Source organism: Polaromonas sp. P4_F6 (assembly GCF_056401275.1).
In genome coordinates this window covers 464,887-483,655 of the sequence record NZ_JBFUJQ010000003.1, presented here as the reverse complement: position 1 = coordinate 483,655, position 18,769 = coordinate 464,887, and the positions used below count along the sequence as shown (strand labels likewise).

Annotated in this window: 7 protein-coding genes; all 7 read right to left on the bottom strand. The window is 68.7% G+C overall.

Translation table 11 applies throughout. The annotated features are described in order from the left end of the window. Positions 1-196: helix-turn-helix domain-containing protein (locus AC1DUN_RS11695; RefSeq protein WP_477714085.1), on the bottom strand; the 196-nt coding region annotated here is incomplete at its 3' end. 164 nt (positions 197-360) lie between these two features. Next, entirely contained in the window at positions 361-1,980 is a 1,620-nt protein-coding gene (locus AC1DUN_RS11690) for an FAD-dependent oxidoreductase (RefSeq protein WP_477714084.1), read from the bottom strand. Beyond that, positions 1,959-3,506, bottom strand: a complete 1,548-nt coding sequence (locus AC1DUN_RS11685) for a polyamine aminopropyltransferase (protein ID WP_477714083.1) — start codon at positions 3,504-3,506, stop codon at positions 1,959-1,961. The genes AC1DUN_RS11690 and AC1DUN_RS11685 overlap by 22 nt, the downstream gene beginning before the upstream one ends. A gap of 183 nt (positions 3,507-3,689) precedes the next feature. Beyond that, entirely contained in the window at positions 3,690-3,911 is a 222-nt protein-coding gene (locus AC1DUN_RS11680) for a DUF350 domain-containing protein (protein ID WP_007871890.1), read from the bottom strand. 63 nt (positions 3,912-3,974) lie between these two features. After that, a complete protein-coding gene (locus AC1DUN_RS11675) occupies positions 3,975-5,492 on the bottom strand; it encodes a DUF4178 domain-containing protein (RefSeq protein ID WP_477714082.1) in 1,518 nt (505 codons plus the stop codon). A 38-nt stretch (positions 5,493-5,530) separates the two neighbouring features. Then, positions 5,531-6,568, bottom strand: a complete 1,038-nt coding sequence (locus AC1DUN_RS11670; protein ID WP_477714081.1) for an SPFH domain-containing protein — start codon at positions 6,566-6,568, stop codon at positions 5,531-5,533. A gap of 120 nt (positions 6,569-6,688) precedes the next feature. Next, positions 6,689-18,769, bottom strand: coding sequence for a beta strand repeat-containing protein (locus AC1DUN_RS11665; protein ID WP_477714080.1), 12,081 nt, complete (start codon positions 18,767-18,769; stop codon positions 6,689-6,691).

Below are 18,769 nucleotides of genomic sequence, written 5' to 3'. Positions count from 1 at the left end.
CTCCTGCGATTCGGGGCCTGCCCATGTGTGTTTGATGGGCAACAGGCAGGTAGCCGTTGCGCCGCAGTTCACGCGTGATGCTGCTGGGGGCTCGGCACAAGGCGCGCCCGATAGCTCTGGCGCTGCATCCCTGAAGACTCATCGTCATGATGGCTCCACGGTCTTCCGCGCTCAAGTGTCTGTAGTGGCTCGTCATGCTGCTCCTGTCTTTGGGGTTGAGCAGTGTTGCACTTCACCCTTGAGACCGCCCTTACTTTTCTTTGGCGAAGCAAAGAAAGTAGGTCGCTCGCCGGGGCGAGACCCGGCCAGCTGAACTTAGCAAAGGGAGAAGAGGGAGGAAAGCCCTCCGTCGGAAACACCTCAAGCCAAAACCAAAGAAACCCCTCTCCTATGCCCTTGCGTAAACGCCTCCTCAAACACCGAATACCCCGACAAATCACTGTGCGCAAAATGCAGCCGCCGCCAAGGCAACGGCAAAGCCCCTTGCAGCGCCCGCAGTGCCGCGCTGCTGCGAACGCCAGGCACCGGCGTGCTCATCGCATGCCCATACCGCATGACCTCCATGCGCGTGACCTTGCCGGGCAGGTCGGGATGCGGCACCGAAAGTTCGGCCAGCACGCTGTCGCGCCAGTGCGTCCAGGGCCGTTCGTACAAGGTTTTGCGGCCGGCCGCGCCTATGCCGAAGGCGCGGTAATAGGTGAGCACCGTGGCGCCGGGCACGGCCTGCAGGCTCTGGTGTGTGGCGTCGACATAGCCCAGGCCGGGCTTGTCGCCGTAGATCACGTTGTCCCAGCTGGGCGCGGGGCCTGGCCTGTCGTGCAGGGCCGCATCGATGTGCAGGTTGGCGACCAGCCAGGGCGCGTAACGCAGCTGGCCGGCGGCTTCGCCCAGCGCAGGCGGCGGGTTTTCGACGACACGCGCGGCCACGAACAGGGGCAGGGCCAGGATGCATTGCTCGGCCTGCCAGCGCTCCACCGCCTGCGTGGCCGCATTGAAGGCGTCGACCTCCACGCCGTGCCGGCCCGCGGCGACGCGGATCACAATGCGGCCCGTGTGCAGGCGCTCGCCCAGCGGCGCGGCCAGTTTCCGGGTCAGCCAGCCGTTGCCCTCGGGCCAGGTCAGCACGCCGGCATCGCGTTCGGCCGAAGGCGGCTCGCCGGGCGCCTGGAAGCCGTGGCGGCTCGCGAAGTAATGGATGCCGGCCCAGGCCGAGACGCTGTCCAGGCCCGCGCCGTAGTCGTCGCGGCAGCAGTAGTCCAGGTACCAGCGCAGCGGCGCGCGCGTGAGCTGCTGCTGGTCCAGCCAGGCTTCAAAGGTCAGGGCGTCGAGCGCGCGGTGTTGCGGCGCCGTTGCGCCGGCTGAAAGCGGAATCGAAAAAGGCGCGGCGGCCGAGGCTTGCTGCACCAGGCGCGCAAAACGCTGGTAGTCGGCCAGCAAGGCGATGTCCATCTCCGGCAGGGGCAGCAGCCCCTCCTGCCACTGGCCGTGGATGAAGAGGCGCTCCTGCGGGCTGTGGCACAGGTGGCGCTCGTCATACTCCCAGCGCCCGGCCACGCGCCGGCGCAGCGACAGCTCTTCCAGCAGGTCCTGCACATCGCGCGCGGCGTCGCCGGGCACCGGCAGGTAGTGCGCGCCCAGCGGACAGGGCAGGCCGCCGACCACGCCGCCGCGGCTGTTGCCGCCGGCGTTGTCCTCCAGCTCCAGCATGGCGAAATCGTCCATGCCGCGCAGGCGCAGCGCGCGCGCCGCCGCGAGGCCGGCAACGCCGCCGCCGGCAATCAGCACACGGGTGCGCCGGGTGACGGAGGGAGCGGGCCAGGCGCGGTCTTTGCCGGGCTCACCGGGCCGCAGCAGGTGGCCGCGTTCATGGTTCGCGCCCAGGAAGCCGCCTTCGATCTGTCGGGTTTCCTTGCAGCCCAGCAGCGGCAGCGTGGAGGCCGCCAGAAAGTCACGGCGCTTCAACGCAGCACCTTGCCCCATTCCTGCTCATAGCTGTGCACCAGTTCCTGGTTGGAGAGGCGGTTCACGGGCGCCGGCACGCGCGCCATGTCAACCGGGAAATCAAACAGCAGCGGCAGGGTTTGTGCATCCAGGAAACGCAGGCCGGCCGGCAGCGCGCCGGTTTGCGTCGTAGGGCTGAAAGGCCGGCGGCTGGCGACCACAAAACCCCATTCGCCAAAACTGGGCACATTGGCGTGGTAGGGCGCGGTCTTCAGGCCCACGGCCTCCAGCGTGGCCACCACCGTCCAGAAGCTGCGGCGCGCCACCAGCGGCGAGGTGGTCTGGATCACGGCATAACCGCTGGCCGACAGGTGCCGGTCCAGCAGCGCGTAAAACGAGTTGGTGTAGAGCTTGCCGATGGAAAAATTGGTGGGGTCCGGGAAATCGACCACGATGATGTCGAACATGTCCGCGCTTTTGTCCAGCCACTGGAAGGCGTCGGCGTTCACCACCTTCACCTTGGGCGACAGCAGCGCCTCGCCGTTCAGGCGCTTCAAGGCCGGCTGCTGGCTGAAGAGATCCGTCATGGCCGGGTCCAGCTCGACCAGCGTGACACTCTCTACGCTGGGGTACTTGAGGATCTCGCGCACCGCCATGCCGTCGCCGCCGCCCAGCACGGCGACTTTTTTGGGCGCGCCGTGCGCGCTCATCACCGGGTGCACCAGCGCCTCGTGGTAGCGGTATTCGTCGCGCTCGGCGAACTGCAGGTTGCCGTTGAGGAACAACCTGTGGCCGCCGCGGCCGTTGGTCACCACGATGCGCTGGTAAGGCGTGGTGGCGGTGAAGACCACGCGGTCCTGGTAGAAATGGTCTTCGGCCAGCGTGGTGATCTGGTTGGCGCCCGCAAAACCGGCCGCCAATGCGAACAAGACGGCGAAGCAGGCGACTGCATGCGACCTGAGGTGCCGCAGCTCGGCGCGAAACAGCCACAGCGCCCACAGCGCGACGGCCGCATTCATGAGGCCGAACAGCAGGCCGGTGCGTATCAGGCCCAGATGCGGCACCAGCACCAGCGGAAAGGCCAGCGACACGGCCAGCGCACCCAGGTAGTCGAAGGTCAGCACCTGCGAGACCAGCTCCTTGAGCGCCACGTTGCGCCGCAGTATGCGCATGACCAGCGGAATCTCCAGCCCCACCAGCGTGCCCACCAGCAGCACCAGGGCATAGAGCAAAAACCGGAAAGCGCCGGGCACATAGGCATTGGCCAGAAACAACAGGGCCGGCAGCGCGCCGCCCACCAGCGCCACCATCAATTCAATGCGCAAAAAATGCGCCGGCAGCTGCCGCTCGAAAAAACGCGACAGCCAGGAGCCTATGCCCATGGCGAACAAATAACTGCCGATGATGGTCGAAAACTGCAGCACCGAGTCGCCGAGCAGGTAAGAAGCCAAGGCCCCCGCCGCCAGCTCATACACCAGCCCGCATGCCGCCACGACAAAGACGCTGGCCAGCAGCGCGACCTCGAGGGGGCGCGGGGTGGGGGGAGTAGATGACTCAGTGTTCAAAATGAAATGGAAGGAAAAATGAAGCGCGATGCGCAGCGAGCCGATCACGACGGCGCGTAGGGCGTAGCGAGCGGGCCGCGGGCAAGGCGGACGGAGCGGACGAACCGGAACGTACTTGAAGTACGTGAGGATTCCGAGCACCGGACCAACGCCGCCCCCGGTCCGCGCAGTAGCCGGGAAAGATCAGCCGTGGATGGCGGCGGCTACTATTACACAGATGCCCAACGCCATCGCGGCCACAACCAGCGCCAGCGCCACATTCTGCTTCTCGACAATCTCCAGCCACAGGTCATAGGGCGTCATCTTGTCGATGATGACAAAGCTGAGCCAGAAGATGATCACGCCTATCAGCGCGAACAGGATCGAGCCCAGGAAAGCCGCGGGTTTAAGCCATTCAAGTCCCATGATGGTCTCCAGAAAAGGTCTGCCAGCTTGCGCAGAAGACAAAGAAGCAAAAAGAGGCGGCCTTCATTTGTGGCCGCCCCCGCCGGAAAAACCGCCGAACGAGCCGCCCGAACTGCGCGAGCTGCTGGACGAGGAACAATTTTCATACTTCGGGTCGCAGCTTGAGCAGCGGCCTATGACAAACAGCAGCACCAGTATCAGCAACACCACGATGATGATGGTGCCGCAGCCCATGCCGGCCGAGCTGCTCAGGGGCTTGGCGTCCGAGCGCTTGAACAAGTCCTTCTTGCCTTCGAGCTTGAAGGCCTTGGCGACCAAGTCGCCGTCCAGCTTGCTGCCGCTGGACCAGGTGATCTCATTGGGCGCTTCTTCCTGCGACAGCAGGGCGCTGCCGCTCGCGAAATCGCGGTTAAAGGTTTTCTGCCCGCGCTGAACCTGCCAGTAAAACTCACCGGCGACATAAGTCGTCTCGGCGCTGTAGCTGCTTTGCAGCGGGTAGTTTGTCTTGAGGTAAACGGCGCTGTTCTGGCCGGGCTTGAAGATAGGCGCACCCGTGACCGGCTTGACCAGGCTCCAGCCGTCTTCGGAATCCACCAGGAAGGTGAAGCCGCGCTTCTGGTTGTAGAGCAGGTATTCATCCCAGCCGAAGTGCTCGTCCGGGTCGTCGGCCTCGTAGCCCATGCGGTGCTGGAAACCCACGACCTGCCACTGCACGCCTTGCAATTGGCCTGTGCTGCCCAGAGCGATCAGCGGGCTGACGGGCTCGTCCTGGATCGCGTGCTTGAGCGCGGCGCCCGTACCCTGCGTGAGGTCGATGATGCTGTTGCAGGAACGGCAGGTAATGCTTTTGCTGCCGGCCAGCGTGACCTCGACAGGTGCACCGCAATTCGGGCAGCTGAACTGCTTGCCGCTTTCGTCCTTGGCGGATTCATCCTTCAGGCCCGTGAGCTTCAAGTCCTCCAGCAGCACGGAGCGGCCCAGCGACAGCACGGGCGCGCCGCCGGTGGCAACGGTGCCGTAGTCGACGCTGAGCACATCGCCGTCGGCGCTGCGCAGCTCCACCATCGCAAAGGGCGAGCCCAATGCCGGCAGGCGCGGCAGCTCGCCCTGGGCCGAGAGCAGCGACACACGTTCGTTGGACGCCACGCTGAAGGGCTTGGCATTGATGGCCGTGGTCGCGCCCACGCGGAAATTCTCGGCCGGCGGCACGGCGCGCTGCAGGCTGGTGGGCAGGCTGAAGACATAGGCGCCGTTGTCTTCGCTCAGGAAGGCGGCTTTGCCGTCGTCCAGCACCGCGTACCACTCGGTCCAGGTACCTTGCGCGTACTGGTATTGCAGCCGGCCGACCAGCGTGAAATTGCGGCCTTGCCAGGTCCCTGAGGCCTGCAGCTGCAGCGGGCTGAAGTCGTTGAACAGCTCGGCCATCTTGCCGATGCGCGACAAGGTGTCGCCGTCGCGCACGACGGTGCTCTGGCAATAGCCGCACACCGCGTGCGTGGACTGCGCGCTGCGAAATTCAACGGGCGCGCCGCAGCCGGGGCACGGCGCGCGGTAGGCGCGTTGCTGGGGCTCGGATGCCAAGATGAACGGTCAGTAAACGATGCGCGGCACGACCGGCATCAGACCAGCTTCTTGAGCAGCTCGGCCTTCTTGGCGTCGAACTCTTCCTGCGTGAGTATGCCCTTGGCCTTGAGTTCGCCGAGTTTCTCGAGCGTGGCCATCACGTCGTCGGGCTTCACGGCCGCCGCCGCCGCGGCGGCCTGGGCCGCGTTGCCGCCGCCCTGCAGGCCTTGCTGCAGGTTTTGCGCCAGCACCTGGCCCAGCGCGACGCCGGCGCCCAGGCCCATGGCGTCGCCGGCAATGCCGCCGCCCGAGCCCGCGCCTTCGGCGAATTTGGGAATCGCCTGCGCCGTCTGGTACTGCATGAACTTGCCCATGTCGTTGCCGACCATGCCCATGCCGATTTTCTGGTCCAGGATTTTTTGCAGCTCTTCGGGCAGCGAGACGTTCTGCACCGTCATGCCCTCAAGCTTCAGGCCTATCTTGGCGAACTCGGGCGTGAGCTGGGTGACCAGCGCCTGCGCGAAAGCCAGCTGGTTGGCGGCCAGGTCCAGAAAGGCGATTTCGCTGGAGGCGATGGCGTTGGAAATGTTCTGCAGCACCAGGCCGCGCAGCTGGCCGTCGAGGTCGGCCGTGGTGTAGCGATCACGCGTGCCCGAGATCTCCGTATGGAAGAGCTTGGGGTCGGCGATGCGGAAGTTGTAGTTTCCGAAGGCGCGCAGGCGCACGGCGCCGAAGTCCTTGTCGCGTATGGTGATGGGCTGGGGCGTGCCCCACTTCTGGTCTATCTGCTGGCGCGTGCTGAAGAAATAAACGTCGCTCTTGAAGGGCGACTCGAACAGCTTGTCCCAGTTCTTGAGGTAGGTCAGCACCGGGATGGTCTGCGTGGTCAGCTTGTACATGCCGGGACCGAACACGTCGGCGACCTTGCCTTCGTTGACGAAGACCGCCATCTGCGACTCACGCACGGTCAGCGAGGCGCCGTACTGGATCTCCATGTCGGCCATCGGGAAACGCCAGGCCAGGGTGCCGTCGCCGTCCTCCGTCCACTGGATGATGTCGATGAACTGTTTCTTGATGAAGTCCATTAAGGCCATGGCGCGCTCCCTTTGAAGTGAGTTGTCGGCCACATGATAACCGCGGGAAATGGCGCCCGGGCAGCCATTTCTTTCCGCAAAAACAGGCTGGAAAAGGACGGCGCCGCCGGACCGCGCCGTTTACTGCCCCTGGCCCGCTTCCACCGGGTCGGCCAGGCAGGCCACGCGGCTGCCCGCGCCGGTGCAATCGGCCTGGGCCGGGCCGTCGGGGCTGCGTGTATCGGGAAAGCCCGCCAGGCGGAAAGCCGGCGTTTGCGCCGCGCCGGCCAGCTCGGTCGCGGGCCGCATGCCGGCCGCGCGGCGGAAAGCCTGCTCGCGACTGTCGTCGGCCTCCAGCACCGGCAATGCCGTTCCATTGGCCATGCGCGCGTCGCCGCTGCGCTCGGCCATATTGGCCGGCGCCGGCGTGATGCTGGCCGTGGTGGCGGCCGTGGTGTTGAGCAGCACGTAGTTGCCGGCGTCGGCGCCCGACAGCGTGATGCCGGTGATGCTGACGGGTTTGCCGCTGCCGACGGCGGGGGTGTCGAAGTTGCCGGTCGCCGTGCCCACCGTGAGCACATCCGTGCCGATGCGGCCGGTAAATGCGGCGGCGCCGGTCGCCAGCGTGGCGGCCGTGCTGCCGTCCTGCACCTTGTCGGCGGCGGTGATGCCGCTGACGTTCGCGATCGAAGCCGGCGTGATGGTGGCCGTGGTGGCGGCCGTGCTGTTGACGCTGTAGTTCCCGGCGTCGGTGCCCGTGATGGCGATACCGCCCACATTCACCGTCTTGCCGGCGCCCGCGTTCTTGTCGGTGAAGTTCGCCGACGTGTTGCTGGTGGAGAGCACGTCGCCGGCGACCCGGTTGTCGCCCAGCGTCACTGTCGCGGCGGTGCCGCCGTCGTACACCTTGTTTTGTGCCGCGGCGCCCACAGTGAGCGCACGCTGGGTGATATTGGCCGTGGTCGCGGCCGTGGTGTTGAACGTGTAGTTGCCGGCATCGGTGCCGCTGATACCGATACCGCTGACGCTCACAGCCTTGCCGGTACCCACATTCTTGTCGGCAAAGCTGGCCGAGGTGTTGCTGGCGGTGAGCACATCGCCGGCCACGCGGTTGTCCGTCAGGGTCACGCCGGCGGTGGTGTTGCCGTCGTAAACCTTGTTGCTTCCCGTGGCGCTGACCGTCAGGGCGCGCTGTGTGATGTCGGCCGTGGTCGCGGCCGTGGTGTTGACGCTGTAGTTGCCGGCATCGGTGCCGCTGATACCGATACCGCTGACGCTCACGGCTTTGCCGGTTCCTGCATTCTTGTCAACAAAGTTCGCGGCCGTGTTGCTGGCGCTGAGCACGTCGCCCGCGACACGGTTGTCCGTCAGGGTCACGCCAGCGGTGGTGTTGCCGTCATAGACCTTGTTGCTTCCCGTGGCACTGACCGTGAGGGCGCGCTGCGTGATGTTGGCCGTGGTGGCGGCCGTGGTGTTGACGCTGTAGTTAGCCGCATCGGTGCCGGTAATGGCGATGCCGCTCACGCTGACGGCCTTGCCGGTTCCTACATTTTTGTCGGCGAAGCTGGCAGCGGTATTGCTGGCGCTGAGCACATCGCCCGCAACGCGGTTGTCGCTCAAGGTGACGGTGGCAACCGTGCCGCCGTCATAAACCCGGTTCTGGCCGGTGGCGCTGACCGTGAGGGCGCGCTGCGTGATGTCGGCCGTGGTGGCCGTTGTGGTGTTAACGCTGTAGTTACCCGCGTCGGTGCCGCTGATGCTGATGCCCCCCACGTTGACGGTCTTGGCGACGCCCACGTTCTTGTCGGCGAAGTTCGCGGCCGCGTTGCTGGTGGTGAGCACATCGCCCGCCACGCGGTTGTCCGTCAGGGTGACGCCGGCGGTGGTGTTGCCGTCATAAACCTTGTTGCTTCCCGTGGCGCCGACCGTGAGGGCACGCTGCGTGATGTTGGCCGTTGTGGCGGCCGTGCTGTTGACACTGTAGTTGCCGGCGTCGGTGCCGCTGATGCTGATGCCGCCCACATTGACCGTCTTGGCGATGCCCACGTTCTTGTCGAGGAAGGCGGCCGAGGTGTTGCTGGCGCTGAGCACGTCGCCGGCCAGCCGGTTGTCCGACAGGGTCACGCCGGCAGTGGTGCCGCCGTCGTAAACCTTGTTGCTTCCCGTGGCGCTGACCGTCAGGGCGCGTTGCGTGATGGTCAAGGCGCCGTTGGTCAGGGCCAGGGTGTAGTTTTCGTTGTTGGTGACGCCCGCGGTGATCGCCACCGGGCCGGCGGCCACGGCCGTCCTGTCCACCGCGGTGGTGCTGTAGCCGACGCCCACGCCGGCGGCGGTGTCGCCGTCGATCAGGCCGCCGACCACGCCGGTCAGCAGCGGGTTGCTGTCGCCATAGACCTTGGTCTTGTTGTCGGCCGTGACGGTCAGGGTCGGCGCAATGCGATAGAGGAAGGTGCTGGCGCCGCCGGCCGGCACATAGCTCGCATCGCTGTTGTAGCGCTTGCTGTAGCCGCTAACACCTTCAAGCGTGGTACCCGGGTCGCCGCTGTAGGCCAGGTAACGGCCGGAGGCGGCCACAATGCCGCCCGCACCCACGTTGTTGATGAGCTGGCCGCCGGTGCTGACGCCGGCCGCATTGGAGCTGCCGGCCTTCAGGACCACGGCATCGCCGGTGGCGGAAGAGCTCACGGCATTGTTCAGCGTGAGGTTGGAGGCTGCGCCCGTGGTTTCGATTTTGACCGTGCCGCTGGCCGTCACGCCGGCGGTAGCGCCCACGGTTCCCACGATCAGCGCGCCCGCCTGTTTGTAATCCACGCTGCCGGTATTGGCGGCAAGCGTCGTGACGGCGTTGCCTGCGTTTGCGAAGGTGTAGCCGCCCGTGCCCGTGAGCGCAAGCCCGGAGGCGGCAATGGCGCCCGACTGGCCGACCACAGCACCGGCGGACAAGGTGGCGTTGGCTGTGGTGGCCAGTGCCGCCACGTCAAATCCGGCGGCGCTGCCGTACTGGATGGCACCCGCCGCATTGGCCGTGTCCGCGGCGTTGCGCGACTGCAGGTTGATGGCGGTGTTGGTATTGCCGGCGTTGTTGAGTGTGATGGCGCCGCCGGCGTTGACCAGGGTCTTGACCTTGAGCGTGCCGGCCGTGACGTTGCCCGTGCCCGCCGTCTGGGTGACCGCGCCCGCCGCCACCAGGTCCAGCGTGCCGCTGCCTACATTGGAGGCCGTGCCGCCCACACCCAGGTTGACGGCGCCCGCGCTGCGTACAAAGGCGTTGGCATTGCCCGTGGTGTTGACGCTGAGGTTGCTCGCCGCGACGTCGATGCCGTTGCTGGCGTCCGTGCCGATCTGGCCGTTGGCGTTGAGCGAGACGTTCTGCGCGGTGATGGTCTGCACGCCCGCGTCGGTGATGGAGCCGGCGTTGAGCGTCAGGGTCTTGCCGGCCAGGGCGACCGGCCCGCCTATCGTCATCACGCCGGTGCTGGCCGTGTCGCCGATGACGATGGGGCCGGTGGCGCCGGTGGCAAAGGCGGTGATTTCCGCGGCCGTGAGGTCAAAGCCGGACGCGCCGGCCAACGACATGGCGCGGCTCGCGGTCTTGGCCTTGAGCGTGAGCACGCCGCTGGTGGTCAACGCGTTGTTGCCGGTGTTCGCGGCGATGGCGACCGTGTCGGCCGTGATGGTGATGGGGCCGCTGCCGGCCGTCACGTCGACATTGTTCTGTGTGTAGCTGCCGGTGCCGGTGTCTATAGACACCGCGCCGTTGGTGGTGCCGAGGTTGCCCGTCACCGTCACGCCGTTGTTGCCGTTGTTCAGCGCGAAGCCGCCGGCCGCCGTGATGCCGTTCAGGGCGGCGATGGCATTGGCCGAGCTGCCGAAGTTCAATGAGCCGGCGCCGGTGCCGGCCACGGCCAGCGAAGCGGCCGTCACGGAGCCCGACTGGGTGATGTTGCCGTTCGATTGCAGCGCCAGCGCGCCCGTGGTGTTGACGGCGGCCACGTTGAAGCCGGTGGCGTCGCGGTAGGAAATTGCACCGGCGGCATTGACCGTGTCCGCGGCATCGCGCGCGCGCAGGTCGACGCTGGCGGCCTCGTTGCCGGCGTTGTTCAGCGTGATGTTCGCCGTGGCTGCGGACAGCGTCTTGGCCACCAGCGTGGGCGCCGTGATGGCGCCGGTCTGGCTGATGGCGCCGCCAGCCACGACCGTGAGGCTGGTATTGGCCGTGGAAGCACCCAGCACGATGGCGTTGCTGTCGCGCAGCGAAACGTTGTTGCCGCTGGTGACGGCGACGCTGGAGAAATTGTTGCCGGCATTGGCCAGCGTGATGTCGTTGGCCGCGCCGGCCGCCAGCGTGGTGGTGCCGGTCACGGTGAGGGCGCCGCTTTGTGTGATGGCGCCCGCCGTGTTCACGTCCAGCGTGCCCGAGACGGTGGAGGTGCCCAGCGCCAGCGCATTGGCGTCCGCAAGGCTGACGTTGAGCCCCGAGACCACGGTCACCGCGCCGGTGAAATCGTTGCCGGCGTTGTTCAGCGTGATGTTGTTGCCGGCGCCAGCCGTCAGGGTGGCGGTGCTGGCCTTGATGGCGCTGGTCTGGGTGAGGGCGCTTCCCGCCGTCAAAGTCAGTGCGTTGACGTTGAGCGCGCCATTGAGGCTGATGTCGCCGGTGTCGGCGCCGGCGGTGGTGGCCGTCAGCGAGGTGGCACCGGTCACACCCGCCAAGGCGCCGCCTATGGCGCCCACGGCGATGTCGTTGGCCGTCACGGTCAGCGCCGACAGGGCCAGGCCAGCGCCTGTGGTTCCGGCAATGCTCACGTCGCCGTTGCCCGATTGCAGCACCAGCGCGCGGCCCGAAGCCTGGCTGTTGACGGCGCCGTCAAACTGGATGTTGGCGCCTACGCCCGCACCGGCATTGCCGCCGCGCGAGTCCAGCGTGATGCTGGCCGCGTTGAGCAGGGCGTCGTCCTTGATGCGGATCGCGCCGCCGGCGCCCGAAACCGCGCCGCCAACCTGGTTGCCGCCCAGCGCCGTGAGGCCGCCGGCCAGCGTGATGGTGGGCGCTGCGCCCGCCGCATCGAGCGTGATGCTGCCCGCGTTGCCGCCCGCCGCCACGCCCGTGCCGCCGTTGCCGCCTGAGGTGACGATGGCGGCGGCCGACACATTGCCGCCCGTGGACACCAGCGACACCGCCGCGCCCTGGCCGCCGGCCTGGTTGGCGCCCACGCCGTTACCGCCTATGGTGTTCAGCGTGCCGCTGCTGTTGATGGCCGCCGTGGAGCTCACGGTGATCGCGCCGCCGTTGCCGCCCGCGCCCGTGCCGCTGCCATTGCTGCCGTTGGCCGAGATGGCGGCCGTGCTGACGCCGGCCCCCGAAATATCGACAGTGCCGGCATTGCGGCCGTTGGCCGTGCCGGTGGCGGCGCCGCCAGAGGTGGCGATGCCGCCCACCGTCACGGTGCCGCTCGCGGCTGAAACGCTGACATTGCCGCCCAGGCCCGAGGTGCCGCCCACGGTGGAAATCGCACCCGTCGTGAGGTTGCCGGCGGCATTGCTCACGCTGATGCTGCCGGCCGTGCCGCCGGCACCGGTGCCCGCCGCATTGCCGCTTTGCGCGGTGAGGGCGCCCATGGTGACATTGCCGGCCACCGTGTTGGCCAGGCTGATGCTGCCGGCATTGCCGCCGTCGCCGTTGGTCGTGCCGCCCGCGCCGCCGTTGGCGGTGATCGCCGCCGTGGTGACCGTTCCGCTGGAAGTGATGCCGACGGCCGCGCCGCTGCCGCCTTTTTCATTGGCGCCGGCCGCGGCCGCGCCGCCCGAGGCGGTAATGGTGCCTGTGCCCAGGTTGACGCCGGCGCCGCCGAGGGTGACCGTGCCGGCATTGCGGCCGGCCAGGCCGCTGACCGTGGTGCCGCCGCTGGTGATGATGTTGTTATTGAGCACGGACACCTGGCCCAGGGCCGACAGGCTGACATTGCCGCCGTTGCCTTTGGTGCCGCCTGTGGTGGTGATGGCCGCGGTGGAGAGCGTTCCTGCTGCTGCCGTGTTGGTGACGCCGACGCTGCCCGCCGTGCCGCCCGCGCCCGTGCCCAGCGCATTGCCGGTTTGCGCGATCAGGGTGCCGGTGCTGATGTTGCCGCTGCCACTGTTGTTGAGCGTGATGCTGCCGGAATTGCCGCCGGCCGCGTTGGTGCCGGCCGCTGCGCCGCCGCTGGCGGCCAGGTTGGTGACCGTGACGCCGCTGTTGCCGGTGATGGAAATCGCCGCGCCGTTGCCGCCGGCCTGGTCGCCAGCGGCCGTACCCGCCGTGCCGCTGGCGGTGACGGTGGTGCCGGTCAACAGGCCGCCCGTGGCCTGCAGCGTGACGGTACCTGCATTGCGCCCCGAGGTGCCGGCATTGGCCGTGCCGCCGCTGGTGCTGACGGCGCCCGCCGTCAGCACGCCGGCGGTTGAAGCGGCGCTGATATTGCCGCCGTCGCCGTTGGCGCCGCCCGTGGTGGTCAGCGCACCGGCCGTGATGGTTGTGCCGTTCAGCGTGATGCTGCCGGCCGCACCGCCCGCACCTGTGCCGGTGGCGCCACCGGTCGAAGCCGTGATGCCTGCGGCGACGCCCAAGGTGCCGCTGCCGGTGATGCCGACCACACCGGCATTGCCGCCGGCCTGGTTGGTACCCAGGCCCGCACTGCCGCTGGCGGTGACCAGGCCCGTGACCGAGCGGTTCACGCCCGTGATCGTGATATTGCCCGCATTGCGGCCGGCGCCGGTGCCGCCGGCCAGCACGGTGCCGCTGGTGTTCAACGTGCCGGCGACCGTCACCCCGGCCTGCGACGCCAGCGCGACCGCGCCGCCGTTGCCGCCCGCCGCGCCGCTGCTGTCTATTGCCGCGGTGCCGAGGTTGGCGCCGGCCGCGTTGTTGGTGATGCTGATGCTGCCGGCCGCGCCGCCGGCACCTGTACCCACCGCCGCGCCGGTGCGCGCCGTGAGCGCACCCAGTGCGATCGCGCCGGTCGTGGTGGAGCTGTTCTGCACGCTGATGCTGCCGGCATCGCCGCCGTCGCCGTTGGTGGTGCCGCCCGCGCCGCCGCTGGCGCTGAGGGCGCCGGTGGTCACGGCATCGGTGCTAGTGATGCTGATGGCCGCGCCGCTGCCGCCCTTCTGGCTGGACGTGGCAGCTGCCGCGCCACCACTGGCCGTGATCGTACCTGTGCCCATGTTGAGGCCGCCACCGCTGATGGTGACCGTGCCGGCGTTGCGGCCGGCCAGGCCGTTGATGGTGGCGCCGCCGCTGGTGTTGATGCTGTTGTTGGCGGTGGCAATCTGGCCCAGTGCCGACAGGCTGACATTGCCGCCGTTGCCTTTGGTGCCGCCTGTGGTGGTGATGGCCGCGGTGGACAGGGTGCCGCCAGCCGCGGTATTGGCCACGCTGACGCTGCCGGCCGTGCCGCCGGCGCCCGTGCCCAGCGCGTTGCCGGTTTGCACGGTCAAAGTGCCGGTGCTGACGTTGCCATTGCCGCTGTTGTTAACGGTGATGCTGCCGGCGTTGCCGCCGGCCGCGTTGGCGCCCACTGCGGCGCCGCCGCTGGCCGCGAGGTTGGTGACCGTGATGCCGTTGTTGCCGGTGATGCTGATGGCCGCGCCATTGCCGCCGGCCTGGTCGCCCGCCAGCGTGCCATTGCTGCCGCTTGCGGTGACGGTGGTTGCTGTGAGCAAACCGCCTGCGGCCTGCAGCGTCACACTGCCTGCATTGCGTCCCGAGGTGCCCGCATTGGCCGTGCCGCCGCTGGTGATGACGGCGCCCGTCGTCAGCACGCCGGCTGTTGACGTGGCGCTGATATTGCCGCCGTCCCCGTTGGCGCCACCCGTGGTGGTCAGCGCGCCGACGTTGAGTGCTGTGCCGCCCAGCGTGATGCTGCCGGCTGTGCCGCCCGTGCCTGTGCCGGTGGCCGCGCCCGTGGAGGCGTTGATGGTGTTGGTGCCCAGCGTGCCGCTGCCTGTGATGCTGACCACACCGGCATTGCCACCGGCCTGGTTGGTGCCCAGGCCGGCGCTGCCGCTGGCCGTGATGGCTCCCGTGACGGAGCGGTTGGCGCCGGTCACCGTGATGTTGCCGGCGCTGCGGCCCGCACCGGTGCCGCCGGCCAATACCGTGCCGCTGGTGTTCAGTGTTCCGGTGACCGTGGCGCCTGCCTGCGAGGCCAGCGTGACCGCACCACCATTGCCGCCGGCACCACCGCTGCTGTCTATGGCACCGGTGCTGAGGTTGGCGCCGGCCGCGCTGTTGCTGACGCTGATGCTGCCGGCCGCGCCGCCCGCGCCTGTACCCGCCGCTGCACCTGTGCGCGCCGTGAGCGCGCCCAGTGCAATGGCGCCCGTCGTGGCCGAATTGTTCTGTACCGTAATGCTGCCGGCGTCGCCGCCGTCACCGTTGGTGGTGCCGCCCGCGCCGCCGCTGGCGGTAATGGTGCTGATGGTCACGGCATCGGTGCTCGTGATGCTGACGGCTGCACCGCCGCCGCCCTTCTGGTTGGACGTGGCCGCTGCCGCGCCACCACTGGCCGTGATGGTGCCTGTGCCCATATTGAGGCCGCCACCGCTGATGGTGACCGTGCCGGCATTGCGGCCGGCCAGGCCGCTGACCGTGACGCCGCCACTGGTGTTGATGTTGTTGTTGAGCACGGACACCTGGCCCAGGGCCGAGAGGCTGACGTTACCGCCGTTGCCCTTGATCCCGCCGGTGGTGGTGATGGCCGCGGTGGAGAGTGTTCCTGCGGCGGCGGTGTTAGTGACGCTGACACTGCCGGCCGTGCCGCCCGCGCCTGTACCCAGCGCGTTGCCGGTCTGCGCGATCAGGGTACCGGTGGCGATGTTGCCGCTGCCGCTGTTGTTGAGCGTGATGCTGCCGGCATTGCCGCCGGCCGCGTTGGTACCGACCGCCGAGCCGCCGCTGGCCACCAGGCTGGTGACCGTGATGCCGCTGTTGCCGGTGATGGAAATCGCCGCGCCGTTGCCGCCGGCCTGGTCACCCGTCAGCGTGCCGCTGGTGCCGCTGGCGGTGATGGTGGTGCCGGTGAGCAGGCCGCCCGTGGCCTGCAGCGTCACGCTGCCTGCATTGCGTCCCGAGGTACCCGCATTGGCCGTGCCGCCGCTGGTGATGATGGCGCCCGTCGTCAGCACGCCGGCCGTCGAGGTGGCGCTGATATTGCCGCCGTCGCCATTGGCGCCGCCCGTGGTGGTCAGCGCGCCGGCCACGACCGTTGTGCCGCTCAGTGTGATGCTGCCGGCCGTACCGCCGGTGCCTGTGCCGGTGGCGCCGCCGGTCGAGGCCGCGATGGCCACGGTGCCCAGTGTGCCGCTGCCGGTGATGCTGACCACACCGGCATTGCCGCCGGCCTGGTTGGTGCCGTTGGCCGCGCTGCCGCTGGCGGTGATGGCACCGGTGACTGAGCGGTCCACGCCCGTGATCGTGATGTTGCCGGCATTGCTGCCGGCGCGCGTGCCGGCAGCCAACACGGTGCCGCTGGTACCCAGGGTACCGGTCACGGTGACGCCGGCCTGCGAGGCCAATGTGACCGCGCCGCCATTGCCGCCCGCGCCGCCCGCGGTGTTGATGGCGCCGGTGTTGAGGTTGCCGCCGGCCGCGTTGTTGGTGACGGCCAGGCTGCCGGCTGTGCCCGCAACGCCGGTGCCGGTGGCCGCGCCGGTTTGAGCCGTCAGGGCGCCGGTGACCAGGTTGCCGCTTCCGCTGTTGGTCACGGTGATAGCGGCGGCATTGCCGCCTGATGCATTGGCACCCGCACCGGCCCCGCCGCTGGCGCTGATGGCCGCACCGGCGATGCCGCCTGTCGCGGTGATGGAGACCGCGGCCGCATTGCCGCCGTTGCCGGCCGTGTTGGCGCCGGTGCCGCTGGCCGCCACAGCGCCCAGCGCGGTGATGGCGCCGGCTGCCGTGATATTGATCGCGCCGGCATTGCGGCCCGAGGTATTGGCCAGCGTCCCGCCGCCGCTGCTGGTGACAGTGCCCGCGCTCAGCGCACCGGCAGAGTTGAGCGTGACCGAACCACCGTCGCCGTTGGCGCCGCCGGTCGTGGTGATGTTGCCGGTGCCCAGGCTGGCGCCGGCGGCGCTGTTGGTGACCGAGATGCTGCCGGCCGCGCCGCCCGCGCCTGTGGTCACGGCATTGCCGGTGCTCGCGGTGAGCGCGCCGATGGCGATATTGCCGGCGCCGCTGTTGGCCACGCTGATGCTGCCCGCGTTGCCGCCCACCGAAGGGCCGGCGCCGCCACTGGCGCCGCTGGCCGTGAGGGTGCCGGTAGCGCTGATGCCATTGGTGGAGGTAATGCCGATGTTGCCGCCGGCGCCGCCGGTTTGCCCCGCGCCCGATCCAGCGGAGCCGTTGGCCGTGATGGCGGCAACCGTGACGCCCGCACCTGTGATGCTGACGACACCGCCGCTGCGGCCCGGGTTGCCGGCGCCGGCCGCACCACCGGTGGCGGTGATGGCGCCGGCCAGATTGATGGTGCCGGTCGCGTTGAGGGTGACGTTGCCGGCATTGGTGTTGGCCGCGCCGGTGGTGGTGATGGTGCCGGCCGCCATGCTGGTGATGCTGGCGGCGGAGAGGTTCACGCCGCCGGAGGCCGTCAGCGCGGCATTCAGGGCGATGATGTTGCCGGCTTCAAAGCGGACCTTGTTGCCGGCCGTCATGGCCAGCGCATTGGCCAGCGTGATGTTGTTCGTGGCCTGCAGGTAGAGCTCGCTGTAGCCGGTGACGTCGGCGACCTGGATGGTGTAGGTGCTCGCGGCCGGTGGGTCGGCGAAAGCCACGTCGGGCGTGCCGTCGGCATTGTTGGGCGGCGAGGGCTGGACCGAGGCGTTGAGCAGGATGTCCTGCGGGTCCAGCAGCACCCGCCCTCCGGTGCCGGCCGGCGCGGCCACGTCAACGCTGCCGTGCAGGTCCAGCTGCTGTTTGCCCGAGACCTCGACAAAACCGCCGTCACCGCCGTTCACACCACCGCGTGCGCTGATGGCGCCGCTGTGGCGCGTATCACCGTCGGCCCAAACCACCACCTTGCCGCCCTTGCCGCTGTCGGTCGCGTCGGCGCGCACCGTGGCGCCCGCCGCGATGTAGGTGCGCGAGGCGTTCTGCACGGCGGCATTGGAGCCCTGGTAATCGCCGCCCACCAGCGCGGTGCCGCCGCCCGCGGCGCCGGACACATTGATGGAAGCGCCGCTGTCGAGCGCCACCTTGTCGCCCAGCACCTGCACCGTGCCGCCGCTCTGGCCTGCCGCCGCGCCGCTGGCGTCCAGCGTGCCCGAAACATGGACCACGCCGGTGCCGCCACCGCTCAGCACAATCGTGCCGTTGCGCTCCACCGCCGAGTTGGCGCGTATCACGCCGGACTGGTTGATGACGGTCGCCATCGCATCGCCCATGGCGCTGGCCAGCACGGCCACCTGGCCGCCCGCGGCCGTGATGCTGCCGCTGTTGTTGATCGCTGCCTGCGCGGCCGCGGCGTCCACCGAGAAGCGCACCAGCCCCGCGCCTGAAGCGTCAACCGACACACGCGAGCCTGCCAACAGGCCGACGGAACCAGCCTCGGCGCTGATGGCGCCGGTGTTGGTGACCTGCGGCGCGGCCAGCAGCACATAGCCGCCGCGCGCGGCATTGATGCTGCCGTAGTTGCTGACGGCGCCCGTGCCCGTGCCGCTGAAGCTGTAGCGCCCGGCCATGAAGTCCCCGTTGCCGATGTCCAGGCTGGAGGCGACCAGGCCGCCCACATTGACCTGCGCGCCGGGCGCGAACATCACGCCCGACGGGTTGACCAGGAAGACCTGGCCGTTGGCACTGAGCGAGCCGAAGATGGAAGAGGCGCCGTTGCCGATGACGCGGTTCAGCGCGACGGACGATGCGCCGGGCTGCACGAACTGCATGGACTGGCCGGCGCCTATGTTGAAGCTTTGCCAGTTGAGCACGGCCTTGTCGCTGGCCTGGTTGACCACCATGGCATTGGCCGAGGGCGTGCTGACGCTGGCCTGGCCGGCCACGACTTGCGCGCCTTCGGGCAAGGCGGTAGCCCAGGGCGAGACAGCGGCCAGCAGCGTTGCAAGCAGCTGCGACAGGCGGCGGCCGCTGCGGATGCGGTAGGTGGCACGCAGCTTGCGCGAGATCCTGACCACCACGGTACGCACAGCCCAGGGGCGGTAGGTGGCGTGGGTGTTGGATGCAGTGGCGGTCAT